At 62.7% G+C, this 23,414-nt stretch carries 27 protein-coding genes; 15 read left to right on the top strand and 12 right to left on the bottom strand.

Translation table 11 applies throughout. The annotated features are described in order from the left end of the window. Window positions 1–5 precede the first annotated feature (5 nt). From FJW03_RS06990 to FJW03_RS06965, 6 genes are read right to left on the bottom strand one after another with little or no spacing between them, the layout of a single operon-like run. On the bottom strand, window positions 6–1,616 hold the full coding sequence (locus FJW03_RS06990) for an NTP transferase domain-containing protein (RefSeq protein ID WP_140762166.1): 1,611 nt from the start codon (window positions 1,614–1,616) through the stop codon (window positions 6–8). Then, entirely contained in the window at window positions 1,613–2,353 is a 741-nt protein-coding gene (locus FJW03_RS06985) for an XdhC family protein (protein ID WP_140762168.1), read from the bottom strand. Before FJW03_RS06985 ends, FJW03_RS06990 begins: the two co-directional genes overlap by 4 nt. A gap of 6 nt (window positions 2,354–2,359) precedes the next feature. Next, window positions 2,360–2,698, bottom strand: coding sequence for an XdhC family protein (locus FJW03_RS06980; RefSeq protein WP_140762171.1), 339 nt, complete (start codon window positions 2,696–2,698; stop codon window positions 2,360–2,362). A gap of 50 nt (window positions 2,699–2,748) precedes the next feature. Then, window positions 2,749–3,996 (bottom strand): vWA domain-containing protein, encoded by a 1,248-nt coding sequence (locus tag FJW03_RS06975; protein WP_140762174.1) that lies wholly within the window; start codon window positions 3,994–3,996, stop codon window positions 2,749–2,751. 5 nt (window positions 3,997–4,001) lie between these two features. Next, complete coding sequence (locus FJW03_RS06970) at window positions 4,002–4,931, bottom strand: AAA family ATPase (protein WP_140762177.1); 930 nt, start codon at window positions 4,929–4,931, stop codon at window positions 4,002–4,004. Then, window positions 4,928–5,455: a flavin reductase gene (locus FJW03_RS06965; RefSeq protein WP_140762179.1), complete on the bottom strand. Its 528-nt coding sequence runs from the start codon at window positions 5,453–5,455 to the stop codon at window positions 4,928–4,930. The genes FJW03_RS06970 and FJW03_RS06965 overlap by 4 nt, the downstream gene beginning before the upstream one ends. 180 nt (window positions 5,456–5,635) lie before the next feature. Here FJW03_RS06965 and FJW03_RS06960 point away from each other — a divergent pair, with 180 nt between their 5' ends. Together FJW03_RS06960 and FJW03_RS06955 are read left to right on the top strand one after the other, a co-directional pair. Next, window positions 5,636–6,709, top strand: a complete 1,074-nt coding sequence (locus tag FJW03_RS06960) for a branched-chain amino acid ABC transporter substrate-binding protein (protein WP_140762184.1) — start codon at window positions 5,636–5,638, stop codon at window positions 6,707–6,709. Continuing rightward, the gene (locus FJW03_RS06955) at window positions 6,709–7,731 is read left to right on the top strand and encodes a P1 family peptidase (protein ID WP_140762187.1); all 1,023 of its coding nucleotides are present in this window, start codon (window positions 6,709–6,711) and stop codon (window positions 7,729–7,731) included. Before FJW03_RS06960 ends, FJW03_RS06955 begins: the two co-directional genes overlap by 1 nt. Before the next feature lie 89 nt (window positions 7,732–7,820). On the opposite strand, the gene FJW03_RS06950 is transcribed toward FJW03_RS06955, so the two are convergent. Beyond that, entirely contained in the window at window positions 7,821–8,075 is a 255-nt protein-coding gene (locus tag FJW03_RS06950) for a DUF2171 domain-containing protein (protein WP_010909112.1), read from the bottom strand. A gap of 283 nt (window positions 8,076–8,358) precedes the next feature. Between FJW03_RS06950 and purB the strand changes: the two genes are divergently transcribed. After that, window positions 8,359–9,666: an adenylosuccinate lyase gene (purB, locus tag FJW03_RS06945; RefSeq protein WP_140762189.1), complete on the top strand. Its 1,308-nt coding sequence runs from the start codon at window positions 8,359–8,361 to the stop codon at window positions 9,664–9,666. A gap of 286 nt (window positions 9,667–9,952) precedes the next feature. On the opposite strand, the gene FJW03_RS06940 is transcribed toward purB, so the two are convergent. Then, entirely contained in the window at window positions 9,953–10,765 is an 813-nt protein-coding gene (locus tag FJW03_RS06940) for a VOC family protein (RefSeq protein ID WP_140762195.1), read from the bottom strand. Between the two features lie 244 nt (window positions 10,766–11,009). On the opposite strand from FJW03_RS06940, the gene FJW03_RS06935 reads away from it, so the two are divergent. Beyond that, the gene (locus FJW03_RS06935; RefSeq protein WP_140692503.1) at window positions 11,010–11,564 is read left to right on the top strand and encodes an RBBP9/YdeN family alpha/beta hydrolase; all 555 of its coding nucleotides are present in this window, start codon (window positions 11,010–11,012) and stop codon (window positions 11,562–11,564) included. Window positions 11,565–11,577: 13 nt separating this feature from the next. Here the strand turns inward: FJW03_RS06935 and FJW03_RS06930 are convergent, their stop codons facing one another. Then, a complete protein-coding gene (locus FJW03_RS06930; protein ID WP_140762197.1) occupies window positions 11,578–12,351 on the bottom strand; it encodes an HpcH/HpaI aldolase family protein in 774 nt (257 codons plus the stop codon). Between the two features lie 169 nt (window positions 12,352–12,520). Beyond that, window positions 12,521–12,841, bottom strand: coding sequence for a DUF1476 domain-containing protein (locus FJW03_RS06925; protein WP_140609359.1), 321 nt, complete (start codon window positions 12,839–12,841; stop codon window positions 12,521–12,523). Here FJW03_RS06925 and FJW03_RS06920 point away from each other — a divergent pair. The 3 genes from FJW03_RS06920 (at window position 12,831) to purS (ending at window position 14,185) form a co-directional block, all read left to right on the top strand. Further along, the gene (locus tag FJW03_RS06920) at window positions 12,831–13,013 is read left to right on the top strand and encodes a hypothetical protein (RefSeq protein ID WP_226890608.1); all 183 of its coding nucleotides are present in this window, start codon (window positions 12,831–12,833) and stop codon (window positions 13,011–13,013) included. The two genes, FJW03_RS06925 and FJW03_RS06920, sit on opposite strands and share 11 nt — an antisense overlap. A gap of 104 nt (window positions 13,014–13,117) precedes the next feature. Next, on the top strand, window positions 13,118–13,912 hold the full coding sequence (gene purC / locus FJW03_RS06915; RefSeq protein WP_140762200.1) for a phosphoribosylaminoimidazolesuccinocarboxamide synthase: 795 nt from the start codon (window positions 13,118–13,120) through the stop codon (window positions 13,910–13,912). Between the two features lie 30 nt (window positions 13,913–13,942). After that, complete coding sequence (purS, locus tag FJW03_RS06910) at window positions 13,943–14,185, top strand: phosphoribosylformylglycinamidine synthase subunit PurS (RefSeq protein WP_140762203.1); 243 nt, start codon at window positions 13,943–13,945, stop codon at window positions 14,183–14,185. A gap of 82 nt (window positions 14,186–14,267) precedes the next feature. Here purS and FJW03_RS06905 read toward each other — a convergent pair whose 3' ends face one another. Continuing rightward, window positions 14,268–15,437 (bottom strand): hypothetical protein, encoded by a 1,170-nt coding sequence (locus FJW03_RS06905; RefSeq protein WP_140762206.1) that lies wholly within the window; start codon window positions 15,435–15,437, stop codon window positions 14,268–14,270. 286 nt (window positions 15,438–15,723) lie between these two features. Here FJW03_RS06905 and FJW03_RS06900 point away from each other — a divergent pair, with 286 nt between their 5' ends. From FJW03_RS06900 to FJW03_RS06880, 5 genes are all read left to right on the top strand, one after another. Further along, window positions 15,724–16,275, top strand: coding sequence for an RNA 2'-phosphotransferase (locus FJW03_RS06900; RefSeq protein WP_140762209.1), 552 nt, complete (start codon window positions 15,724–15,726; stop codon window positions 16,273–16,275). Continuing rightward, entirely contained in the window at window positions 16,272–16,940 is a 669-nt protein-coding gene (gene purQ / locus FJW03_RS06895; RefSeq protein ID WP_140609365.1) for a phosphoribosylformylglycinamidine synthase subunit PurQ, read from the top strand. The genes FJW03_RS06900 and purQ overlap by 4 nt, the downstream gene beginning before the upstream one ends. Window positions 16,941–17,025: 85 nt before the next feature. Then, window positions 17,026–17,691, top strand: a complete 666-nt coding sequence (locus FJW03_RS06890; RefSeq protein ID WP_140762211.1) for a glutathione S-transferase family protein — start codon at window positions 17,026–17,028, stop codon at window positions 17,689–17,691. Continuing rightward, entirely contained in the window at window positions 17,688–18,095 is a 408-nt protein-coding gene (locus tag FJW03_RS06885; protein WP_140609369.1) for a hypothetical protein, read from the top strand. Before FJW03_RS06890 ends, FJW03_RS06885 begins: the two co-directional genes overlap by 4 nt. 3 nt (window positions 18,096–18,098) lie before the next feature. Continuing rightward, window positions 18,099–18,740, top strand: a complete 642-nt coding sequence (locus FJW03_RS06880) for a Pr6Pr family membrane protein (RefSeq protein ID WP_140762214.1) — start codon at window positions 18,099–18,101, stop codon at window positions 18,738–18,740. A 7-nt stretch (window positions 18,741–18,747) separates the two neighbouring features. Here the strand turns inward: FJW03_RS06880 and FJW03_RS06875 are convergent, their stop codons facing one another. Next, window positions 18,748–18,999, bottom strand: a complete 252-nt coding sequence (locus FJW03_RS06875) for a DUF1127 domain-containing protein (RefSeq protein ID WP_140609373.1) — start codon at window positions 18,997–18,999, stop codon at window positions 18,748–18,750. A 94-nt stretch (window positions 19,000–19,093) separates the two neighbouring features. Here FJW03_RS06875 and FJW03_RS06870 point away from each other — a divergent pair, with 94 nt between their 5' ends. From FJW03_RS06870 to FJW03_RS06860, 3 genes are all read left to right on the top strand, one after another. After that, a complete protein-coding gene (locus tag FJW03_RS06870) occupies window positions 19,094–20,506 on the top strand; it encodes a PLP-dependent aminotransferase family protein (protein ID WP_140762217.1) in 1,413 nt (470 codons plus the stop codon). A 151-nt stretch (window positions 20,507–20,657) separates the two neighbouring features. Next, a complete protein-coding gene (purL, locus tag FJW03_RS06865; RefSeq protein WP_140762220.1) occupies window positions 20,658–22,889 on the top strand; it encodes a phosphoribosylformylglycinamidine synthase subunit PurL in 2,232 nt (743 codons plus the stop codon). Continuing rightward, window positions 22,886–23,410 (top strand): hypothetical protein, encoded by a 525-nt coding sequence (locus FJW03_RS06860; protein ID WP_140762223.1) that lies wholly within the window; start codon window positions 22,886–22,888, stop codon window positions 23,408–23,410. The genes purL and FJW03_RS06860 overlap by 4 nt, the downstream gene beginning before the upstream one ends. Window positions 23,411–23,414: the final 4 nt, after the last annotated feature.

Below are 23,414 nucleotides of genomic sequence, written 5' to 3'. Positions count from 1 at the left end.
GTTTGTCAATCCTGCAGCACGCCGCCGGCATCTTCCAACGCTTCGCGGGTGTCGACATCGACTGACGCGCCCTCGCCGATCTCGACATCGATGACATCGAGCCCTTCGGCCTCGACCAGATGGCGGGCACCGGTATCGCCTTCGAGATGAGCAATCGCCGGGAACAGCGAGCGTGGCAAAAGCACCGGGTTGCCGCGCTTGCCCCCATGCGAGGCGCGAACCACCGAATTGCCTCCAGCCTTGCGGAACGCATCGATCAGCCTGTCGAGGTCTTCGGGCGCGACACCCGGCATGTCTCCCAGCACGATCATCGCACCGGCGATGTCATGTGGCAGATAGGCAATACCGGCTCTCAGCGAAGTGGACAGGCCATCGGCAAAATCGGGATTGTCGGCGAAGGTGACGTCGAGACCCGACAACGCCGCCCGTACCCGCTCGCGCTGATGACCGGTGACGATGATCGTGCCCGATGCCTTCGAGGCAAGCGCACGCTCGGCGGTGCGGCGCACCAGCGGTTGGCCATCGAAGAGCGCCAGAAGCTTGTTCGGCCCTCCCATGCGGCTCGACCGGCCGGCCGCCAGAAGCACGATCCCGACCTTGAGCTTGCTCTTGGCGGGCAGCGGCTCGCGCGGCTGCGGCCGCGTCGGGATTTCCATCAACAGCCCGCCGACCCCCATACCGGCAATGTCGCGGGCGGTGACGTCGAGGCCGGCAATCAATCGGTCAAGCACCCAGTCGAAGCCATTTTCCTTGGGACTGCGGGCGCAGCCGGGCGCACCGATGACGCGCTTGCCGGCAAGCGTGCCGAGCACCAGCAGATTGCCAGGATCGACTGGCATGCCGGCGCGGATGACGGTCCCCCCCGCCATTTCGATCGCCGCCGGAACGACATCGGCGAAATCGCTCATCGCCGAGGCGCCGAAGATCACCACAATGTCGTTGTCGCGCGCCAGCGAGTTGGCAGCATCGGCCAGCGGCGCGATCTCGTGTGCCGTGCGGCGTTCCGCCGTCAGCCTGCCGCCCGTGCGCGCCAGCCGTGCTTCGGTGACGCGCAACGTCTTGTCGAGCACGCTGGACTTGATGCCCGGCAGAACCGTCTGGACGACGCCGACGCGCACCGGTCTGTAGGCGTTGACGGCGAAGATCTCTCCGCCGGCACAGATTTCCGTCACTGCGTCGACAAGTGTGGAGGCAACCGCGAACGGGATGATCTTCACCGTCGCGACCATCCGGCCCTTCTCGACCGGCGCGTGCTGAGCCAGCGTCGCGATGGTAATGGCGGGATCGACTGCGTTGATGGCGTCGATCATGGCGGCATCGACCGTGAAGATGCCGGCCGCCCTGGCATGGAGATTGACCCGACCGGTGGCGGCGGGCCTGGCCTCGACGCCGCTGAAAATCATGCCCTCGGCGATTCTCTGCGCCGCGGCGTCCTCGCCGAGATCACCCGAAGCCAGCACGGCCGCAACGACCTGCGATATCTCTGCCGCTTTGAGTATGGCGACATCTTCGGCGCTCAACCTGTGGGCCTTGCGAAAGCGCTTTTCGCCGGCGGTGGTGGCATGTGCCAGCACCGCGCCTTCGGCCGCCTCAATCGGAATCGGACCGAATTTCACGCCACCGCGCCCGCAGAAGGCCGCGCGTCCACCTGGACGCGCGATGCAGAGGCATCGAGGCCGCGCGAGCGGAAGGCTAAGATGGTTTGCGCGAGAATGGCGACCGCGATCTCGGCGGGGCTCGCGGCGCCGATATCGAGCCCGATCGGCGCGTGGATGCGGGCGACCTGTTCGGCACTCGCGCCAAGCGCCAGCAGGCGCTCGACTCGCTTGGCGTGCGTCTTGCGGCTGCCGAGCGCCCCGACATAGAAGCAGTTGGCGTCAAGCGCGGCTTTCAGCGCGAAATCGTCGATCTTCGGATCATGGGTGACGGCGGCAAGCGCCGTGTAGGCGTCGAGCGGCTGGCGCTTCAATACATCTTCCGGCCACTCGGCATGCAAGGCGACATCGGGAAAACGGTCCGGCGTGGCGAAAGCGGTGCGCGGATCAATGATCTCGAGGGGATAGCCGGCGATCCTTGCCATCGGCGCCAGCGCCTGGCTGATATGGACGGCGCCGATCACCACAAGGCGCGGCTGCGGCAGATGCGCATTGAGGAAGATGGTCCGTCCTTCCGCTTCGACGGAACCGGAGTTGCCTGATCGGAAAGCCCTGGCGATTGCTGTTCCGAGCTCGCCCGCAACCTGATCGCCCTCACGCACGATACGATCGCGGCCGTCACCGAGATCGGTGACGAGGATCGCCGCGCGGCGGGCGCGACGTTCGGCGTTGAGTGTCTTCAGCGCGTAGGGATCCATGGGAGATCAGCCTAGTCTCTCTACATAAACCTTGATGCGGCCACCGCAGGACAGGCCAACCTGCCAGGCGGTGTCATCGGCAACGCCGAACTCCAGCATCCTTGCCTTGCCGGAGCCGATGACGTCCATCGCCTCGGCCACCACGGCGCCCTCGACACAGCCGCCCGAAACGGAGCCGTGGAAATTGCCGTCCGCATCGATGACGAGGTGGCTGCCGACCGGACGCGGCGCGGAACCCCAAGTCTCGACCACGGTCGCGATGGCGACATCCTTGCCGTCCTTCATCCAGCCCTCCGCGATGATCAGCGGATCGCGGGCCTCGTCGAGATAAATGCTGTCGCTCATCGTCGCTTCTCTCAGGGTCTGTTTTTCCAAGGAGCCAAGAAGGCATATGGCTATGCCGCACGCCTCGCGCCAGCATCCATCCATCGCCGCGGATCGACTGAAAGCGCCGACTTCTTGTCCAGCGAGGCGCAGAGGTCGGCGAGCGCATCAAGATTGTGCACAGAGCGGAATTCATCGACATGCGGCAGCATCGCCTTGACGCCACGGGCGCGCGCCTGAAAACCGTCAAAGCGCAGCAACGGGTTCAGCCAGATCAGCCGTCGGCAGGATTTGTGCAGCCGCTCCATCTCCTGCGAGAGGCCGGCGACATCGTCGCGCTCCAGCCCGTCGGTGATCAGGAGCACGACCGCGCCCTGCCCCAGCACGCGCCGCGACCATATCAGGTTGAATTCGGCCAGCGTATCGCCGATGCGCGTGCCGCCCGACCAGTCCTTGACCGCCGCCGAACAGTCGGCGAGTGCCGCATCGGGGTCGCGATGTCGCATCTGCCGCGTCAGATTGGTCAGCCTGGTGCCAAAGACGAAGGTGTGCACGCGCCGGCGTTTTTCCGTCAGCGCGTGCAGGAAATGCAGGAAGATGCGCGTGTATTGGCTCATCGAACCGGAAATGTCGGCCAGCACCACCAGCGGCGGGTGGGCCTCGCGGGCCGAACGGAATTTCGGCAGGATCAACTCGCCGCCGGTGCGCGCGGCCGCGCGCATCGTGGCGCGCGGATCGATGCGGCGGCCATGCGCATCGGCCTTGAAGCGACGGGTCCGTACCAGGTCGACAGGCAGCCTCAGCTCCGCGATCGCCTTCCTGGCGTCGGCCATCTCGGCGGCATTCATCTGGGCAAAATCCTTGTCCCGCAACACCTCGTTACCGGAAAAAGTGAAGCGGGCATCGACCTCGATCTCGGGAACCTCCCGCGACTGGTTCTTCCGATGGCCCTCGAACATCGCCTGGCTGACGCGGTTCTCAGCCGCGCGCGGCTTCTGCTTCTCCCTTGCATCGGGCGCTACCGGCGAAAACATCGCCAGCAGTTTCTCGATCAGTTCGCGCGACTTCCAGAACAGCCGGAAAGCCTCGTCGAAGGTCGGGTGATCCTCATGGCGTGAGACCAGCACGGCATGCAGCGTCCAGTAGAAATCGTCGCGCGAGCCGATGCCGGCGGCGAGCACCGCCTCGATCGCGTCCTTGACCGAGGCCGGCCCGACCCGCATGCCTGCCTTGCGCAAGGCGCGGGCGAAATAGACGATGTTATCGGCGATGCGGCCGTCCGCCGTCGCCTCTCTGGGGTCGGGACGCGGCGCCTTCATTGCCGCTACTCCGCCGCCGCGAGTTCGGCCTTGACTTCGTCGAGGATGCGCCGGCCCTCGCCCGCGCCGATGCGGGCAATGTCGTCCTGATATTTCAACAACACGCCGATCGTGTCGGATACGGTCTCGGGATCGAGCGCCATCTTGTCGAGTTCGGTCAACGCGCCGGCCCAGTCGATGGTCTCGGCGACGCCCGGCACCTTGAACAGTTCCATCCGGCGCAGCTTCTGGATGAAGGAAACCACCTCCGCCGAGAGCCGCTGGTTGGCCTGCGGCACTTTGCGGCGCACGATCTCCAGCTCGCGCTCGGCATTGGGATAATCCACCCAGTGATAGAGGCAGCGCCGCTTCAGCGCGTCATGGATCTCGCGGGTGCGGTTGGTGGTGATGATGACGATCGGTGGTTCTTCCGCCTTGATGGTGCCGAGTTCGGGCACCGTCACCTGGAAGTCGGACAGAATCTCGAGCAGGAAAGCCTCGAAGGCTTCGTCCGTGCGGTCCAACTCGTCGATGAGGAAAACCGGGGCCGCCCCCGCCTTGCCGGTCAACGCGTCGAGCACCGGGCGGCGGATCAGGTACTTTTCGGAGAACACGTTGCGTTCCATGGCGGAGCGATCGACCTTGCCGGCCGCCTCCTCCATGCGGATCTCGATCATCTGCGCGGCATAATTCCACTCATAAACGGCCGAGGAGACATCGAGCCCCTCATAGCATTGCAGCCGGATCAGCCTGCGGCCGAGCGCCCCAGCCAACACCTTGGCGATCTCGGTCTTGCCGACGCCGGCCTCGCCCTCGAGAAATAGTGGCCTGTTCATGCGCAACGACAGGAAAAGCACGGTCGCCAGTGACCGGTCCGCCACATAGTCCGCGCCGGTCAGGAGATCGAGCGTCTCGTCGATCGTCCGCGGCACGGCTCGCGGTCTCAAATCGCTCATTCCTTCTCCGTGGGCGCCGCTGCCCCACTGTCCAGAACGTGGTAGGCGCGTGCGTGATAGATCAGCGGCCGCAAATTATCGCCCATGCGCAGGCCTGTCACCTTGCCAAAAAGCACACGATGGGTCGCCAGATCCTTGGTGTCGATCAGTTCGCAATCGAACACCGCGAGCGCGCCCTTCAGCGTCGGCGCGCCGGTGGAAATCACGTCCCATTCGCCGAGCGCGAAACGCTCCTCGACCGGCAGACCGGTGATGCCGGAAAACCCAATCGACAGCGGCTGCTGGTGCGACGCCAGCGTGTTCAAGGCAAATCTGCCGTTCTTCACGAAAGGCTCGTTCTTGGGATTCTCGCGGTTGAGGCAGACCAGGATGGTCGGCGGCGTGTCCGATACCGAACAGGCAGCAATCACCGTCGCGCCACGCTTGCCCGCCGGCCCGTCCGTGGTGACCACATGGACGTGACCGGCAAAATGGCTCATCGCGTCGCGATAGGCCTGCGGTCCAATATCATTCTTCTTCAGCACCGGAATTTTCCATAGCCAGAAACCCTACCGCTATATATGGCCAGACATGACATGCCACAAGCGAAGTGCTTGGCCCATATCCCTGAATTCGCGTGTTGCACCAAGGCCGGGCACCCTTTAGGTCTTGGCGGGGATTGGTGCCTGCGTGATGTCGCGGGCTTGGAGGGACTCTTCGAAAGGATGCGATCCGGGGCAACGATATCCGCCGCACTGGCCTGCCTGTTCGTGGCCAGCACGGCTAGCGCTGAGACGCTCACCGTCGGCGTCGCCGCGCCCCTGTCGGGACCATCGGTCATCCTCGGCAAGCAGATCGAGACCGGCGCCGAACTTGCGGCGGAAGCAAGCGGCATTGAACTCAAGACCGAGGACGACGCCTGCACCGCCGATGGCGGCGCGGCCGCGGCCAGGAGCTTCGCGGCGGCCAAGGTCGATGTGGTGGTCGGCTTCCTCTGCACAGAGGCGATCGAGGCGGCGTTGCCGATCCTGAAGGACGCCAATATTCCGGTCATCACCGTCGGCGTGCGCACCGAAAGTCTGACCGACCGCCGCGCCAAGACCGGCTGGCCGGTCTATCGCCTCGGGCCGCGCGGCGACGATGAGCGCAATGCCGTTGCCTCCTCCCTGACGCGCCTGTGGCAGAACGAGCTTTTCGCCATCATCGATGACGGCACCATATATGGCCGCGAGATCGCCGAGACATTTCGCGCGGCGGCGGAACAGGCGGCACTGAAACCTGTCTTTGTCGACACGTTCCGGCCACAGCTCGACAACCAGATCGGCCTCGTCGGCCGGCTGAAAAAGGCTGGCGCCACCCACGTCTTTGCCGGGGGTGACGGGGATGACATCGCGATCATGGGCCGCGATGCCGCGCAACTTCAGGCCGGCATCGTCTTTGCCGGCGGTGAAAATCTGCGCACGCCGCCGAGCGACGTTCCCTATGCAACGGGCACGTTGATGATCGCGCCGCCCGAATGGGCCGATGTCGCCGACCCCAAAGTGCTGGAAAGCTTCTCCGCGCGAAAGATCGTGCCGGACGGCTACACCCTGCCGGCCTATGTGGCGGTCGAGATCGCCAAGGCGGCATCGGCCTTGTCCGGGAGCTCGGGCAAGCCGCTGGCCGATGCACTGAACACCAATGATTTCGCCACGGCGATCGGGCCGATCCGCTTCGACGCCAAGGGCGACCTCAGCCAGAGCCTTTACCGCGTCTTCCGCTTCGATGGCACGCGCTTCGTGCCCCTGGAAAGCAACTGATGTTCCGCACCGGTCCGCGCAATCTGATCACCGACGTTGCCGGCCTGCGCGTCGGCAACGCGTCGGATGCCAGGCTGAAGTCCGGCGTGACGGCTGTGCTTTGCGACGAGCCGGCGGTGGCGGGTGTGCAGATCCTTGGCGGTGCGCCCGGCACGCGCGAGACGGACCTGCTCGAACCGCACAATTCGGTGGAGACGGTCCACGCCGTGGTGCTTTCGGGCGGCTCGGCCTTCGGCCTCGACGCGGCGTCCGGCGTGCAGGCCATGCTGCGCGAGCGCGGCATCGGCTTCGAGGTGGGCGGCTTCCGGGTGCCGATCGTGCCGGCGGCGATCCTGTTCGATCTGCGCAATGGCGGCGACAAGGATTGGGGCCGTTATCCCCCATACCGGGATCTCGGCTACGAGGCGGCGCAATCCGCCGCGACCGATTTCCAACTCGGCACTACCGGCGCCGGCACCGGCGCGCTGACCGCGGGGCTGAAGGGCGGCTTGGGTTCCGCGTCGACCCTGCTGGACAGTGGCGTCACCATCGGTGCGCTGGCAGCCGTCAACCCGACCGGATCGGTCACAGTCAGCCACACCCGCCATTTCTGGGCAGCGCCGTTTGAAATCGGTGACGAATTCGGTGGGCTTGGGTATCTCTCACCCGTGCCGGACGATGCGAAGAGCATCTTGCTGAAGTTTCGCGACAGGCATGCCGGGCAGCAGATGGAAACCGGTGGCAACACGACGATCGCCGTGATTGCCACGGATGCCATCCTCACCAAGGCCGCGGCAAAACGCCTGGCGATGTCGGCGCATGACGGCTTCGTGCGCGCCATCTGGCCGACCCACACGCCGGCCGACGGTGATCTGGTGTTCGCGCTGGCAACGGGCAAGAGCGGCATCCGGCTCGAAGCCGATGCGGCAATCGACCTCTATGCCGCGGCCGGCGCCACCATGGCACGCGCCATCAGCCGCGGCGTGTTTGCCGCGACGCCAGCCGACAATGATCTGTTTCCCGTCTGGTCATCGCGTCGCTAAAACGGGTTGCCGTTTCACGCAAACGGCAACCCGTTCTATCTCGTTGTTGTGTTGACGTAATCCCGGATGGGATTGGCCGAAGCCGTCAATCAGACCGGATCCGACTTCTCTTCCTCAAACGTCACCGCGACATCGGAATTCGCCGACAGCCACACCTTCTTGCCATCGACTTCGGCAACCAGGGCCAGAGGAATGTAGTGGTGATGGCCCTTGTGAGCGCCCTCGCCGCTATCAGCCTTGGTCAGTTTGATACGCTGGCCGTCGACCTTGTCGACGGTGCCTAAATGCACGCCATCGGCGCCGACGACTTCCATATGTTCACGAATTTTACTGGTGTCGGTCATGGGGGGTTCTCCATTTGGGGACTGCCGACAATAACAAATGACAATCCGTTTGGATGCATCTTTTGGCCAGACGAGATTTTGATTCGGTCTTTGACCCGACCGCCGGATTGGAAACCTTGCAATCCTACCATGCCGAATGGCAGGCACCCCGTCTTCGCCTCACCGGCTCTGTTTTCCGCCTTGTTTGTCGCGGGCCTCCGCTTTGGGCGGCAGCAACGTTGAGCATTTTGCCCACCTCTGATAGGACGCGGCCAACGCAACGCGAAGCTGGAAATCGATCCATATGATCCCTCGCTATTCCCGTCCGGAAATGGTCGCCATCTGGTCGCCCGAAACCCGGTTTCGCATATGGTTCGAGATCGAGGCCCATGCCTGCGACGCGTTGGCCGAACTCGGCGTCATCCCGAAGGAAGCTGCGAAAACCATATGGGAAAAGGGCGGCGCGGCGAAATTCGACGTCGAAAAGATCGACGAGATCGAGCGCGTCACCAAACATGACGTCATCGCCTTCCTGACCCATCTTGCCGAGTTCGTCGGACCCGACGCGCGTTTCATCCATCAGGGCATGACGTCTTCGGACGTGCTCGACACCTGCCTTGCCGTGCAGCTCACCCGGGCCAGCGACATCCTGCTCGCCGACATCGACGTGCTGCTTGCCGCGCTCAAGCGCCGTGCCTTCGAGCACAAGAACACCGTCACCATCGGTCGCAGCCACGGCATCCACGCCGAGCCGACAACCTTCGGCATCAAGCTGGCGCAGGCCTATGCCGAATTCTCGCGAGGCCGCGAGCGGTTGGTTCACGCGCGGGAGGACATCGCAACCTGTGCCATTTCCGGGGCGGTTGGCACCTTCGCCAACATCGAGCCCTATGTTGAGGAGTATGTGGCGGCAAAGCTCGGGCTGAAGCCGGAGCCGGTGTCGACGCAAGTGATCCCGCGCGACCGCCACGCCATGTTCTTCGCCACGCTTGGCGTCATCGCCTCGTCGATCGAGCGCCTGGCGATCGAGGTCCGGCATCTGCAGCGCACCGAAGTGCTGGAGGCGGAAGAGTATTTTTCCCCCGGCCAGAAAGGCTCGTCGGCCATGCCGCACAAGCGCAATCCGGTGCTGACGGAAAACCTCACCGGCCTAGCCCGCATGGTGCGTTCCATGGCCCTGCCGGCGATGGAAGATGTGGCGCTTTGGCACGAGCGGGACATCTCGCATTCCTCGGTCGAGCGCATGATCGGCCCGGATGCCACGGTGACGCTCGATTTCGCGCTGTCGCGGCTGACCAGCGTCGTCGACAAGCTGGTCGTCTACCCCGAGAACATGCTGAAAAACATGAACAAGTTCCGCGGCCTTGTGCATTCGCAGCGCGTGATGCTGGCGCTGACGCAGGCCGGCCTGTCGCGCGAGGACTCCTACCGGCTGGTTCAGCGCAACGCCATGAAGGTGTGGGAACAAGGCGCTGATTTTCTCGAGGAACTTCTGGCCGACAAAGAAGTGACCGCTGCCCTGCCCGACGCGGAAATCCGCGAGAAGTTCGACCTGGGTTACCACACCAAGCATGTCGACACGATTTTCAGGCGGGTGTTCGGCAAGACCTGAGTTTCCTTCTCCCCGTTCACGGCAGGGCTATCGCATATGGATTCTTGCGAAGAGGAACCCCCACCCTAACCCTCCCCACAAGTGGGAGGGAATGCTGCCGCGCGCATCTTACTTCCGCCCCGGCATCGAAAAACATGCTCAATCAGCCAGGATCGGCATCAACGGAAGTCCCCCTCCCCTTTGTGGGGAGGGGTTAGGGGTGGGGGTACTCGTAGGGCGAAAGTCTCGGCCTCCATATGCGATAGCCCTGCCGTTTACGGGGAGAAAGAAGCTGTGTTGACGGCGATCACGCCTTGCCTGGGACTGTCCTGATAACCGTGCCCCAAGGGTCCTCCCGGGTCGTTTCGCTGGTCACATTGTCCGAGCGCATCTCGACCCAGGCAAGGCCCGAGCGGGCGGGGTCGCGGCGGCCGGCGCCGGCGCTCTGCCAGGCATTGGCGCCGATATGATGATGGTAGTGGCCGGACGACAGAAACACCGCCTGACTGCCATATTTAGCCACCGTGTCGAAGCCGAATTCCTGGTTCCACCAGGCTTCAGCCTCTTCCGGCCTGCCGACGCGCAAATGGACGTGACCAACAATGCTATTTTCCGGCGCGCCTTGCCAGCCCGCATCGCCTGCCGGCACCTCGGCCACGACAGAAGGAATGTTCAGCCGCTCGGTCGCCATGGCGATCCTGTCGCCGTTCCACGTCCAGTCCTGCGGACGGCGGTCGGCGTAGATTTCGATGCCGTTGCCCTCGGGGTCGGTCAGGTAGAGCGCTTCGCTGACCAGATGGTCCGAAGCACCCTCGACGGCGATCTTGTCTGATATGGCGTGGTTGATCCAACGGCCGAGATCGGCACGGCTGGGAAGCAGGAAAGCCGTGTGGAACAGGCCCGCGCTGCGCGGGTCGTCCGGCTTGGCGGAGGCATCCGGCTCGAGGACGAGCAATGCACGGTTGGCTGCGCCCAGTGTGATCGTGCGGCCGGCCCGGCTCAACTCCTGCAGGCCGACAACCCGGCGGTAATAGGCAGCGAGGCTTTCGGCATCGCGCGCCTTCAGCCCGACACGGGCAACGCTCACCGGCGTGGTGGCGGCAAATGGCAGTTCGCTCATCATTGTCTCGGTTGCGATAACGCTTGACGATGGCCCCAAACCAGGAGCCCGGCGCCACCAATCATTGTACGTCGGGTCAGCGCCAAAATCCCGGGCCTCCACGGCTGTTTCTCCTGTGATGAGAGATCGTCGATCATAATCGTTCACACAAGACAGCGAAAAGCGAACATGGTGTTCACCATTACGAGCAAGAGCACGTCCATCAATGGTTGCATGAGGCAATCGCGCTCGCTATCTCACCACCATGAAAGTCAAAGACGCAGATATTCTGATTGTTCCGGGCTACACCAATTCCGGACCAGAGCACTGGCAGACCCGCTGGCAGTCGAAACTGTCGACGGCGCGACGCGTCGAGCAGGCGGAGTGGTCGAAGCCGGTGCGCGAGGACTGGACGGCGAGCGTGGCCAACGCTGTCAACGCGGCCGAGAGGCCGGTGGTCATCGTCGCGCACTCGCTTGGGGTCGCGGCGGCCGTGCAAGCCATTCCGCAATTCGTGAGGCCGGTCGCCGGAGCCTTCTTCGTTGCGCCGCCCGATGTCGCCAATCCGAAGATCAAGCCGAAGCACCTGATGACCTTCGGTCCCTACCCGCGCGAGCCGTTGCCTTTTCCCTCGATCGTGATTGCCAGCCGCAACGACCCCTTCTGCGCCTTCGATGTCGCCGAGGATATTGCCGGCGCCTGGGGCTCGCTGTTCATCGATGCCGGCGAGACCGGTCATCTCAATGCGGATTCAGGCTTCGGCCCGTGGCCCGAAGGATCCATGACCTTCGCCAAGTTCCTGACGGACCTGAAGGCTTAGCGGTCGCGCCGCGTCAGGCGTCGATCGAATCCTTGATGCCCTTCAGCAGGGTCTTTGCCCCCAGCGAAATCAGCGCATGCTCGGACCCGGTGGCGAGCAGACGGTAGCCCATCGACACGACGCGGCCGGCAATTGCTGGCTCGACTACATAGATCGCGGCATGTTTTCCGGCCTTGCGGGTGCGCTCGGCAACAGACGCCACCGTCTCCATCATGCTTTCCAGCGTGGAATTGACCGTGGTGCCATTGGTCCAGGCGATCGAGAAATCCGATGGCCCGAGGAAAATGCCGTCAATGCCCGGCGTGTCGAGGATCCCGTCGAGCGCATCGAGTGCGGCGCGCGTCTCGACCATTGCAAAAGCCATCGTGCGCTGGTTGGTGTCGCGCAGCCATTCGGCTTGGTCGCCCTTGCCATGGCGCGGGAAGGCATAGGTCGGGCCCCACGAGCGCTCGCCGAGCGGCGGATATTTCATGGCCGCGGCGAACAGCCTTGCGTCGGCAACCGAATTCACCATCGGCGCGATGACCGCCTCGGCGCCGAAATCGAGCGCCCGGCTCGCCATGTCGAAACGGCCGACAGGAATGCGCACCAGCGCCGGCTTGTTTGCGGCGAGCACCGGCATGAGGCCGCGAAGCACGCTGTCCTCGTGATGGCCGCCATGCTGCATGTCGAGCGTAACCGCATCGAACCCCTGTTTGGCGAGAATCTCGACGGTCAAGGCATCCGGCACGCCGGACCAGGCGGTAACCAGCGTTTCATCGGCGGCAAGGCGGGACTTCAGGGACATCTAATCTCTTTCCTTGTTAGCATGAGCAGTTCAGCCGGAAAGTGCGACAAAGGCAAAGAAAAACCGCCCGGAACGGCCGGGCGGTCGATTGGTCCAGTCATTCCCAGGTTTGTCGCAGGTTCTGCCGCAAAACCGTGGACACTTTTGCCGAAACCTGCCTCGGCGCGGATCAGGTGTTCTTGATCTGCTCGATGGCCTGCGCCATCAGTTCGTCCATGGTGCGGCGGATCTGATGGTCCGACTGGGCGACGCCCGCGGCATCGAAATCCCTGCGGATCTTGCGGAACACGTCATGATCGCCGGCTTCCTCGATATCCGAAACAACGACTTCCTTGGCGTAGGCATCGGCGTCGGCACCCGATTTTCCGAGCTTTTCGGCGGCCCACAGGCCAAGCGCCTTGTTGCGGCGCGCCGAGGCCTTGAACCGGAGTTCCTCATCGAAGGCAAACTTGCGCTCAAAGCCCTCTTCGCGATCCTTCATGCTGCTCATGGAGTCCCTCCGGGTCAAATCCGATTCGTTGGCAGGTGAATATGTGTATTGCCAAGCACACAAACCAAAAGGTCGCGAGCCGGTCAATATGCTTCGTCGCATGCTGCGCTGCGGCATTTCAGTCCTGAAAGCGGTTGATTGGAAGGATTTGCCGATTGAGCAAACGATGTGATTGGGATAGACCCGGCATTGAACGCCCCGTCGCCGCACTAATTTAGGCAGACGGACATGAACTGGTCGCTTGCCGCCTGCCCGCAAATCCAGAGAAAAAATCAGATGAAAAATCGCCGCCGCATTTATGAAGGCAAGGCCAAGATCCTCTATGAGGGACCCGAGCCGGGCACGCTCATCCAGTTCTTCAAGGATGATGCCACCGCTTTCAACAAGAAGAAACACGAGGTCGTCGACGGCAAGGGTGTGCTCAACAACCGTATTTCCGAGCACATCTTCAACCATCTGAACCGCATGGGCATCCCGACCCATTTCATCCGCCGGCTCAACATGCGCGAGCAGTTGATCAAGGAAGTCGAGATCATCCCGCTCGAAGTGGTGGTGCGCAATGTCGCCGCCGGTTCGCTGTCCAAGCGCCTCGGCATCGACGAAGGCACCGTTTTGCCGCGCTCGATCATCGAATTCTATTACAAGGCGGACGCGCTCGACGATCCGATGGTCTCGGAAGAGCACATCACGGCTTTCGGCTGGGCGAGCCCGCAGGAGATCGACGACATCATGGCGCTCGCCATCCGCGTCAACGACTTCCTCTCCGGCCTGTTCATGGGTGTCGGCATCCAACTCGTCGACTTCAAGATCGAGTGCGGCCGTCTGTTCGAGGGCGACATGATGCGCATCGTCGTCGCCGACGAGATTTCGCCGGACTCCTGCCGCCTGTGGGACGTGGCGACGCAGGACAAGCTCGACAAGGACCGTTTCCGCCGTGACATGGGCGGCCTCGTCGAGGCCTACCAGGAAGTCGCCCGCCGCCTCGGCATCATGAACGAGAACGAGCCGCCTCGCCCGACCGGCCCGGTGCTTGTCGCCTCGACCGATGGCCTCAAGGGCAAGCCGCATTAATATCGATATTCGAACAGGAGCGTGTCCAGCGTGATCAAGGCCCGCATAACCGTCACCCTCAAGAACGGCGTGCTCGACCCACAGGGCAAGGCGATCGAACACGCGCTGTCAGGACTGGGCTTTGATGGCGTCGGCACGGTGCGGCAAGGCAAGGTGTTCGATGTCGAGCTGGCCGGGGCCGACAAGGCCAAGGCCGAGGCCGATCTCAAAGCCATGTGCGACAAGCTGCTGGCGAACACGGTGATCGAGAACTATAGCGTAACGCTGAGCTGAAGCCGCCTTCTCCAATGATTGGGAATTGGCATCGCTGGGGCTGGAAACACGGGCAGGCCCTGCCCATGAGCAATGATCTGCTTTAGACCGGGCGTGAGTTTTGTCTGCGAACCCACAAGAAGTAGATCGCAGCGGCGCCAATGACGATCATGAGCAGCTTGTAGGCCATTCGCCTGATGTCACCATTGTCGAATACCTTGTCGATCCCCTCAGGGCTGGCCGGATTGCGCAGCACCTCGATCTCGGTGCCGACTGACGTCGGGAAATTCACAAAAAAATCTCCGACCACGTCGAACGAATATTGGCCACCGTTCGGAGCACGATAGGCAAGCTTTGCGGTCGGGATTTTCGTGATACGCCAGACACCGGCGCCCGGCGTCAGCGTTGGCGTTGGCGTTTCGGCGTTGGAAGAGCAATCGGCACGGGACCGCTCCACCCATTCGCGCTTGACTTTGACTTCGAGCACACATTGCATGCCGGTCTCGACCACATTCACTTTTTGCCGTTCCCAGGTGAATGTATGAACGAACCGAGCAATGGCGGGCTTCATGGACGACGCGCCGCCATAAAACAGCGCCGCTGCCAGAATGGTCGCAGCGAGCTTGAACGCGATTCGTCCAACTGCCCGGCGGCGTTGAGACCATTTCAAGGTTCGCAGCTGGATTTCCCTGACACGCGGATCGTCCGAAAGCTGGTTCGGATCGCGCCCGTCAATGATAGCGCGCCGCAAGCTCGTCAACACCATCATGCTGGCCCAACCCAGGATCACGACGACGAGAAGGTGCCAGTACAGCCTGTAGAAAATGGTGTAGTGGCTGGCGACGCAGGCGTTCGCGAGATCGATCCGCGACATGCCGTGATGGCCGCCAGCGTACCACCCACCGTCTTTCGAAATAAGCGGCACCAGCAACAATGCCGTAAGGACCGCCCCTGCCAAGAAAAGCCTGCGGTAAGGGCGAAAGTCTCTCTTGTAGCTGAAGACGTCAACTAGATCGGAGACGACCAACCCAGCAGAAATAATTCCCAGACCGACCGAGATGATCGTGGTTGCCAGGATTAGACGTGTGAACGCCTCAGCGCATACACCGAGGTCGGTATCGAGAGAAAGCCAGTTTGAAAAAAGCGTTCCGGCAGAAGGGCTAACGTCCCAGACCAGCATGAACGTAAACGCACAGAGCGATACTATGATCGTTGCCGAGACCCACATGCTGCGTCGAACATTTTCGCGCTCTTTGATCTTGTCGCTGTCCACTCGAGCCTTAGTCCTTTGTATGCAACTTCATCTTGTGAGTAGAGGCGTTAACGCCGGGATTCGTACTGTATAAAATCTTCAATATGGTCTCTCAAAGCCAACATACGTGGGCGTAAACTTAATCAAGAGTAACCGCCTGAAACCTTCGCGGACGCTTTTCAGCAAGAAAACTTGGTATGAGCGGTTTGACCGCCAGGCTCCCACTCGTTAGACCGGCAAGCGATATCTCAAATGGACGGACTGAAATAAAAGCCGACCAATCACAGTGGCGCGACCGCTTCTTACAATGCCAAACGACACGCAAATCCCGAAATTCATGAGCTTGGTCCTGCGGCACGCGCCGCACGAGGCGGGATTGTCGCTCGACGAAAATGGCTGGGCCGATCTTGGCGCGCTTTGCGCGGTCATCCAGACGAAGTTCGGCGCATCAGGCGTCGATGTTTTGCGCATTGTCGAAGAGAATCCGAAAAAGCGCTTTGCTGTCGACGGCGATCACATCCGTGCCGTGCAAGGACACAGCGTCGATGTCGATCTCGGTCTGCCGCCCTCTGTTCCGCCTGATTTGCTTTATCACGGCACCAAGGAAGAGTTTCTCCCCGCCATTCTGCGCGAAGGCCTGACCAGCCAGTCACGCCAGCATGTTCACTTGTCAAAAGATGTCGAAACGGCTCTGATCGTCGCGCGTCGTCGCGCTGGAAAAAGTGTTATCCTGCAGGTCGACTCGGCAGCCATGACGACGGACGGAGCGTCATTCTTTCTCTCCGACAACGGTGTCTGGTTGACCAATCACGTTTCACCCCGGTATCTCACTCAGATGCTCGAACGGGAACTGCCATGAAATCAGCCGTCGTCCTCCTGCCTGGCCTCAATCGCGACCGCGACATGATCGCGGCGCTGACCAAGATTTCGGGACATGCGCCGGCTACCGTCTGGCAGACCGATACCGAAATCCCCGACGTCGACCTTATCGCCATTCCGGGCGGGTTCTCCTTCGGCGATTATCTGCGTTGCGGCGCGATCGCCGCGCGCATGCCGGTCATGCGGGCGGTTGCCGAAAAGGCGGCGAAGGGCGTCATGGTCATCGGCGTCTGCAACGGCTTCCAGATCCTGGTCGAGGCCGGACTGCTGCCGGGCGCCTTGATGCGCAACTCATCGCTGAAATTCGTCTGCCGGCAGGTGAAACTGCAGATTGCCAACGCCAACACCATGTTCACGCGCCGCTATCAGCCCGGCCAGATCATTCGCTCGCCGGTGGCGCACCATGACGGCAACTATTTTGCCGACACAGAGACGCTTGCCCGCGTCGAAGGCGAAGGCCAGGTGGTGTTCCGCTATGCCGAAGGCACCAATCCCAACGGTTCGATCAACGACATCGCCGGCATCATCAACGAACAAGGCAATGTGCTTGGCCTGATGCCGCATCCTGAAAACCTGATCGAGGCCGCCCATGGCGGCAGCGACGGCCGCGCGCTCTTCGAAGGCGCCCTCGGCATCGCCGCCTGATAACCACTGAGGCGAAAGCCTTGAAACAAGCCGGGCATTCCAGCCATTCCAATGGAAAAGTCCGCGTCACTGGGGAGAGACTGTCATGAAACTCTATTCGCGACCGTTGTCGCCCTACTCTTCGATCGTGCGGGCGCTGGCCTATATCAAGGACGTGCCGGTCAAGATCATCGCGCCACCGCCGGGTTTTCCAATCCCCGAAGAATTTCGCGCCATCTCGCCGATGAACCGGATTCCGGTGCTGATCACCGGCTCGGGCGAAACGATCGTCGAATCGGTCGTCATCGCCGAGTATCTGGAGGAACGGTTTCCTGAACCGGCGCTGCTGCCGGCTGATTCCAAGGATCGCGCGCTGGTGCGCATGTTCGCCCGCATCACCGATCTCGATGTGCTGACGCCGACGATGAAGCTGTTCGAGCTGCATTTCGTGCCGAAGCGCAACGACGCCGAGATCGAAGCCCAATTCGCCCGCCTGCACCACGGGCTGGCGGCGATCGAGGCGCGCATGGCGCAAGGTCCCTTCGCGCTCGGCAGCGACATCAGCTTCGCCGACGCCTGGCTGACGCCGACGCGCTTCATCTTCAACAACTTCCGCGCCATGACAGGCCGCCACGACCTGCTCGACGCCTATCCCAAGTTCGATGCCTATGAGCAGATCGCCCTGCAGCATCCGGCATTGTCGCGTGTATGGGGCGAGATGACCGACGGCCTGAAGATCTTTCTGTCCGAACTCGAGATGGGTGCCGCTTGATCAAGAGCAAGACGATCGCCTTCGTTGCCGCAGCGGGCTTTGCCCTGGCATCGTGCCAATCGAGCCCGAAGAGCACGCCCGTGCCCTCGGGCAAAAGTGCGGCGCTGCTGGCCATGGAACAGGTGGCGATCGCGGCCCACAAATGCTGGATCGCCAGCAAGGACCCGGCCTTCAGGCAATATCAGATGGCCAATGAGCTGAACTCGTTCAGCGGCACGCCGCGCTTCCTGCTGGTGCCGGCCAAGCATTATGGCGGCAAGCCTTTGCTGGTCGTGCAGGCGCAAGGCAATTCGAGCCGTGTCGACGTGTTCGGACCGCTGATGAACGACCCGCTTGGCGCACGCATCGGGGCCGACATCGCCCGCTGGCAGGCCGGCAACCCGGCCTGCGCGGCAACTGCCTAATCCATGGGCCGCTTTCTGCAGGTGGCGGGTCTGGCCTTCGGCCTGATCGCGCTCGTCCTGCAGTTCTGCATCACCATTCCGGCGTCGATGGAAGCCGGCCGCGGCCTGCTTGGCTCCATCGTGTTCTATTTCAGCTTCTTCACCATCCTGACCAACATTGGCGCCGTGCTGGTGCACACGTCGCTGCTGTCACCGGCCGGCTATGCGTGGCTGCCGGCCTTCGCTGGACCAAGGATGCGTGCAGGCGTCGCTGTTTCCATCACCCTGGTCTCCATCGTCTACGCCACGGTCCTGGCGCGGCTATGGCACCCGCAGGGCCTCTTTCTGCTCTGCGATGTGCTGCTGCATTACGTGACGCCCGTGCTGTTCGTGCTGTGGTGGCTGATAGCAGGCGCCGACGGCAGAACGCGTTGGCGCGACATTTCGTGGTGGATGCTCTATCCCGTCGCTTATCTGGCCTATGCGCTGACGCGCGCGCCGCTTGCCGGCGAGGTGCCCTACCCCTTCCTCGACGTCGCCAAGAACGGTGCAGCCAGTGTCGCCACGGCGGCGCTGGCCGTCACGGCGATGTTTCTGATGATCTGCGTTGTCGCCGTTTTCGTCGATCACGGCGTCGCGCGTCTGCGGACCAACGATGTCCGCTAAGACCAGCCTACTCCCAGAAAGGCCTGATGGCCTCACGGTGGGCATCGCAGCGGGAGATGCCGATGTCCTTGAGCTGATCGTCGGTCATCTCCAGCAACGCCAGCCGACTGCGTCGGCGCTCCAGCAAATGGTCGATCCATCTCGCCAATGACCTGATCACACGCACCATGCTGCCGACAAAGCCGCGCTGGCCGGACGGGCGTAGCGCCTGGTCTGATAGCTCGGGTCTCGAATGACGGATTGTCGCGATTGTATCCATTTTTATCAACCAGACTTCTCGATTGTACCCCTCTCGGGCACGCTTTTCGATATGTATTGACTCACAATGCGGTGCAATATACAAAATTGTCACCATGACAAGTTGGCTTCCAGACCTCACTGCCGGTTCCGGTCCTCTTTATCAGCGCCTTGCTGACAGCATTGAGTCAGATATCGACCGGGGCGTGATCGATGCCGGCGCGAAACTGCCGCCGCAGCGCGACCTCGCCTATGACATCGGCACCACCGTCGGCACGGTCGGCCGGGCCTACCAATTGCTGCGCGAGCGCGGGCTGGTGAGTGGCGAAGTGGGGCGAGGAACCTATGTGCTCGGTCAGCGTCCCGACGGCCTGAAGCCGGAGGCCCCCGACGTCAGCGTGGAAGGCACGCGCTATGTCGATGCGCCCAAGGACAAGCTGCGTTTCGACAGCACCGCGGCACCCGATATCGGCCAGGGCGCTGATGTTGCCGATGTGCTGTCGCGCACCGCACAGGATCATCCGCACGAAATTTCGAGCTATATGCGCGATTTTCCGGACCGCTGGTACGAAGCCGGCGTCCGCTGGCTGTCGCGCAATTCCTTTCGACCAGCCGCCGACGCCATCGTTCCGACGCTCGGCACCCATGCCGCGGTGATGGGCGCGATCGCTGCGCTGACAACGCCTGGCGACTATGTCGCCTTCGAACACCTCACCTATTCTCAGATATCCCGCAGTGCTGGGCTGATCGGCCGGCGCACCGCGCTGGTGGCATCGGATGACCAAGGCATCGACCCCGACGATTTCGAGCGCGTCTGCACACAAAAGCATCCCAGGATGATCTTCCTGATGCCGACCGCGCAGAATCCGACACTGGCGACACTGTCGGCCGCGCGCCGCGAGGCGATGGCGCGGGTTGCACGCGACTACAATGTCGTCATGATCGAGGATGACCTTTACGGCAATCTGACCGACGATCCGACACCGCTGCTGGCCGAATTCGCCCCCGAACGCACCATCGTTGCCGGCGGCCTGTCGAAATCGGTGGCGGCCGGCATGCGCGGTGGCTGGCTCGCCTGCCCGCCCGCCTATCGCCACCGTATCCGCGTCGCCCACAAGATGATGACCGGCGGCATGCCGTTCCTGCTGGCGGAGGTGAATGCCCGTCTGGTGCTTTCGGGACAGGCCAGCGATATCCGCAAGCGCAGCATCGCCGAAATCAGCGCCCGCATCGCGATCGTTCGCGAAACCTTGGCCGGCTTCGCGTTCAAGTCACATGACAAGGTGCCCTTTGTCTGGCTCACCCTGCCCGACCCCTGGCTTTCCGGCACCTTCAAGAACGCCTGCCTGGAACACGGCGTGCTGATCGACGACGAGGACGAGTTCAAGGCCGGCCGCTCGGAACAGGTCTTTCATGGCGTCCGTTTCGGTGTTTCGCAGCCGAGACGTCGTGGAGACGTCGCCGACGGCGTTGCGGTCATCAGGCGCCTCCTCGATGAGGGCCGCGCGGGCTACGACAGCTTCTCCTGAACCGCAAAGCGCTTCGGAAGCCAGCCATCAGGCTGCCCTGTGGCTTTGTCGGGTTTTCGTGCGTTTTCGCCAATCGACGGGTGTATCGGCCACAAAGCTTGCGATAAGAGGGGACTCAAAATCCAAGCTCCATGGACATACATCGCCGCCCATGACCATTTCCAATTCCGTGCCGATCACCCCAGAACTCATTGCCGCGCATGGGCTGAAGCCCGATGAGTACCAGCGCATTCTCGATCTCGTCGGGCGCGAGCCGAGCTTCACCGAACTCGGCATCTTCTCGGCGATGTGGAACGAGCACTGCTCCTACAAATCTTCCAAGAAATGGCTGCGCACGCTGCCCACCACCGGGCCGCAGGTCATCCAGGGACCGGGCGAGAATGCCGGCGTGGTCGACATCGGCGACGGCGACTGCGTCGTCTTCAAGATGGAAAGCCATAACCACCCGTCTTTCATCGAGCCCTACCAGGGAGCCGCGACCGGCGTCGGCGGCATCCTGCGCGACGTCTTTACCATGGGGGCGCGGCCGATCGCGGCGATGAATGCGTTGCGGTTCGGCGCTCCCGACCACGCCAAGACCAGGCATCTCGTCGCCGGCGTGGTTTCCGGCGTCGGTGGCTATGGCAACTCCTTTGGCGTGCCGACGGTCGGCGGCGAGGTCAATTTCGATGCCCGCTACAACGGCAACATCCTGGTCAACGCCTTCGCGGCCGGCCTTGCCAAGACCAACGCCATCTTCCTGTCGGAAGCCAAGGGCGTCGGCCTGCCGGTTGTCTATCTCGGCGCCAAGACCGGCCGCGACGGCGTCGGCGGCGCCACCATGGCCTCGGCGGAATTCGACGACAAGATCGACGAGAAGCGCCCGACCGTGCAGGTCGGCGACCCCTTCACCGAAAAATGCCTGCTGGAGGCCTGCCTCGAGCTGATGGCCTCCGGCGCCGTCATCGCCATCCAGGACATGGGTGCCGCAGGGCTTACCTGTTCGGCGGTCGAGATGGGTGCCAAGGGCGACCTTGGCATCGAGCTCGACCTCGACAAGGTGCCGGTGCGCGAAGAGCGCATGAGCGCCTACGAGATGATGCTGTCAGAAAGCCAGGAGCGCATGCTGATGGTGCTACGTCCCGAAAAGGAAAAGGAAGCCGAGGCGATCTTCCACAAATGGGGCCTCGACTTCGCCATTGTCGGCAAGACCACCGACGATCTGCGTTTCCGTGTGTTGCATCAGGGGGATCAGGTCGCCGACCTGCCGATCAAGGATCTCGGCGACAAGGCGCCCGAATACGACCGCCCCTGGATCGAACCCAAGAGGCCGGCGCCGCTTGCCGCCAACGATATTCCGCAGGCCGATGTCGCCGATGCACTGCTGAAACTGCTTGGCGGACCGGATCTTTCGTCGCGTCGCTGGGTCTGGGAGCAATACGACACGCTGATCCAGGGCAATTCGCTGCAGCTTCCCGGCGGCGATGCCGGCGTGGTGCGCGTCGAGGGCCATGCCACCAAGGCGCTCGCTTTTTCCTCCGACGTGACGCCGCGCTATTGCGAAGCCGACCCGTACGAGGGCGGCAAGCAGGCCGTGGCCGAATGCTGGCGCAACCTGACCGCCACCGGCGCGTTGCCGCTGGCCGCCACCGACAACCTCAATTTCGGCAACCCGGAACGGCCCGAGATCATGGGCCAGCTGGTCGGCGCGGTGAAAGGCATCGGCGATGCCTGCCGCGCGCTTGGTTTCCCGATCGTGTCGGGCAATGTCTCGCTCTACAACGAGACCAACGGCCAAGGCATCCTGCCGACGCCGACCATCGGCGGCGTCGGACTGATCGCCGACTGGTCTAAGATGGTGCGGATTGGCTTCGCGGCCGAGGGCCAGATGATCCTGCTGGTCGGTGCTCCCGCTTCCTGGGGCACGCATCTTGGCCAGTCCGTCTATTTCAGAGACATCCATGGCCGCACCGACGGCCCGCCGCCGCCGGTCGACCTTGAGCACGAGAAGCGCGTCGGCGACCATGTGCGTTCGCTGATCGCATCCGGCATTGTCACCGCGGCCCACGACGTTTCCGATGGCGGCATTGCCGTGGCGCTGGCGGAAATGGCGATGGCGTCGGGCATCGGTGCGACCGTTCCCGGACTGGTCGGCACCGATCCGATACCGGTCTGGTTCGGCGAGGATCAGGGCCGCTATCTCTTGACGCTGTCGATCGATCCACATGGCGACGAATGGGACGCCATCCGCAAGCAGCAGGGCGAACTCGGCATCTTCGCGCCTTGGATCGGCTCTACCGGTGGCACGACACTGAAGCTCGGCGATGCCAGGGCGATCCCGGTCAACGACTTGACCACCGCGCATGAAGGCTGGTTCCCGCGCTTCATGGACCAGGCCAGTTGACGAGACTGGCCGCCCGGGCGCTGCTCGCAGTCGTCTTCTGGCCGTCGCTGTTCTTCTTCTGGTTCCTCGGACCGTTCGTCTTCTTCCTGCTGTCGACGACCTCGAGCGAGGTTTGTCCGAGGCTGGAAACGCGCGCCGAGTTCCTCGCCGCGGACAATGGCGCGCTTCCGATGCTGGTGCTGCAGAACCTCCTCTACGCGGTTCCGATCATCTGCCTGCTGCTTTGGACCCGGCTTCTGCCAGACAACACGCGAACAGGTCGGGTCGTCATCTGCATCAAGCTTTTCGCCGTCGCGGCGGTGCTGGGGGCATTGTGGGAATATGGCTCTTCGCTTGTCTGCGATGGCTACGGCCAACCGTTCTTTTCGCCCGCCTGGCGGATGACCAGCTACCTGCCAATCGCCAATTTGGCGGTCAATCTTCCACTCTATGTGCTGGTCTTCAGCCTTGGCCGCGCCTTCTCGATGCGCGAAGACGAAACCGCGGACGATGCGATCCATCATGATGAGAATGCCTTGTAGCCGA

Source organism: Mesorhizobium sp. B4-1-4 (genome assembly GCF_006439395.2).
Classification (GTDB): domain Bacteria; phylum Pseudomonadota; class Alphaproteobacteria; order Rhizobiales; family Rhizobiaceae; genus Mesorhizobium.
The sequence above is the reverse complement of the archived record's forward strand: the minus strand, read 5'-3'. Positions and strand labels throughout refer to the sequence as shown.

Bases quoted from the DNA above. Each gene is read 5' to 3' on its own strand.
- purQ (WP_140609365.1), top strand. From the start codon at position 16,272: ATGAAATCAGCCGTCGTCCTCCTGCCTGGCCTCAATCGCGACCGCGAC.
- FJW03_RS06950 (WP_010909112.1), bottom strand. From the start codon at position 8,075: ATGACCGACACCAGTAAAATTCGTGAACATATGGAAGTCGTCGGCGCC.
- FJW03_RS06900 (WP_140762209.1), top strand. From the start codon at position 15,724: ATGCCAAACGACACGCAAATCCCGAAATTCATGAGCTTGGTCCTGCGG.
- FJW03_RS06975 (WP_140762174.1), bottom strand. From the start codon at position 3,996: ATGAAGGCGCCGCGTCCCGACCCCAGAGAGGCGACGGCGGACGGCCGC.
- FJW03_RS06875 (WP_140609373.1), bottom strand. From the start codon at position 18,999: ATGGATACAATCGCGACAATCCGTCATTCGAGACCCGAGCTATCAGAC.
- FJW03_RS06955 (WP_140762187.1), top strand. From the start codon at position 6,709: ATGTTCCGCACCGGTCCGCGCAATCTGATCACCGACGTTGCCGGCCTG.
- FJW03_RS06935 (WP_140692503.1), top strand. From the start codon at position 11,010: ATGAAAGTCAAAGACGCAGATATTCTGATTGTTCCGGGCTACACCAAT.
- FJW03_RS06925 (WP_140609359.1), bottom strand. From the start codon at position 12,841: ATGAGCAGCATGAAGGATCGCGAAGAGGGCTTTGAGCGCAAGTTTGCC.
- FJW03_RS06870 (WP_140762217.1), top strand. From the start codon at position 19,094: ATGACAAGTTGGCTTCCAGACCTCACTGCCGGTTCCGGTCCTCTTTAT.
- FJW03_RS06985 (WP_140762168.1), bottom strand. From the start codon at position 2,353: ATGGATCCCTACGCGCTGAAGACACTCAACGCCGAACGTCGCGCCCGC.
- purB (WP_140762189.1), top strand. From the start codon at position 8,359: ATGATCCCTCGCTATTCCCGTCCGGAAATGGTCGCCATCTGGTCGCCC.
- FJW03_RS06940 (WP_140762195.1), bottom strand. From the start codon at position 10,765: ATGAGCGAACTGCCATTTGCCGCCACCACGCCGGTGAGCGTTGCCCGT.
- FJW03_RS06960 (WP_140762184.1), top strand. From the start codon at position 5,636: ATGCGATCCGGGGCAACGATATCCGCCGCACTGGCCTGCCTGTTCGTG.
- FJW03_RS06890 (WP_140762211.1), top strand. From the start codon at position 17,026: ATGAAACTCTATTCGCGACCGTTGTCGCCCTACTCTTCGATCGTGCGG.
- purL (WP_140762220.1), top strand. From the start codon at position 20,658: ATGACCATTTCCAATTCCGTGCCGATCACCCCAGAACTCATTGCCGCG.
- FJW03_RS06880 (WP_140762214.1), top strand. From the start codon at position 18,099: ATGGGCCGCTTTCTGCAGGTGGCGGGTCTGGCCTTCGGCCTGATCGCG.
- FJW03_RS06920 (WP_226890608.1), top strand. From the start codon at position 12,831: ATGCTGCTCATGGAGTCCCTCCGGGTCAAATCCGATTCGTTGGCAGGT.
- purC (WP_140762200.1), top strand. From the start codon at position 13,118: ATGAAAAATCGCCGCCGCATTTATGAAGGCAAGGCCAAGATCCTCTAT.
- FJW03_RS06970 (WP_140762177.1), bottom strand. From the start codon at position 4,931: ATGAGCGATTTGAGACCGCGAGCCGTGCCGCGGACGATCGACGAGACG.
- FJW03_RS06980 (WP_140762171.1), bottom strand. From the start codon at position 2,698: ATGAGCGACAGCATTTATCTCGACGAGGCCCGCGATCCGCTGATCATC.
- FJW03_RS06930 (WP_140762197.1), bottom strand. From the start codon at position 12,351: ATGTCCCTGAAGTCCCGCCTTGCCGCCGATGAAACGCTGGTTACCGCC.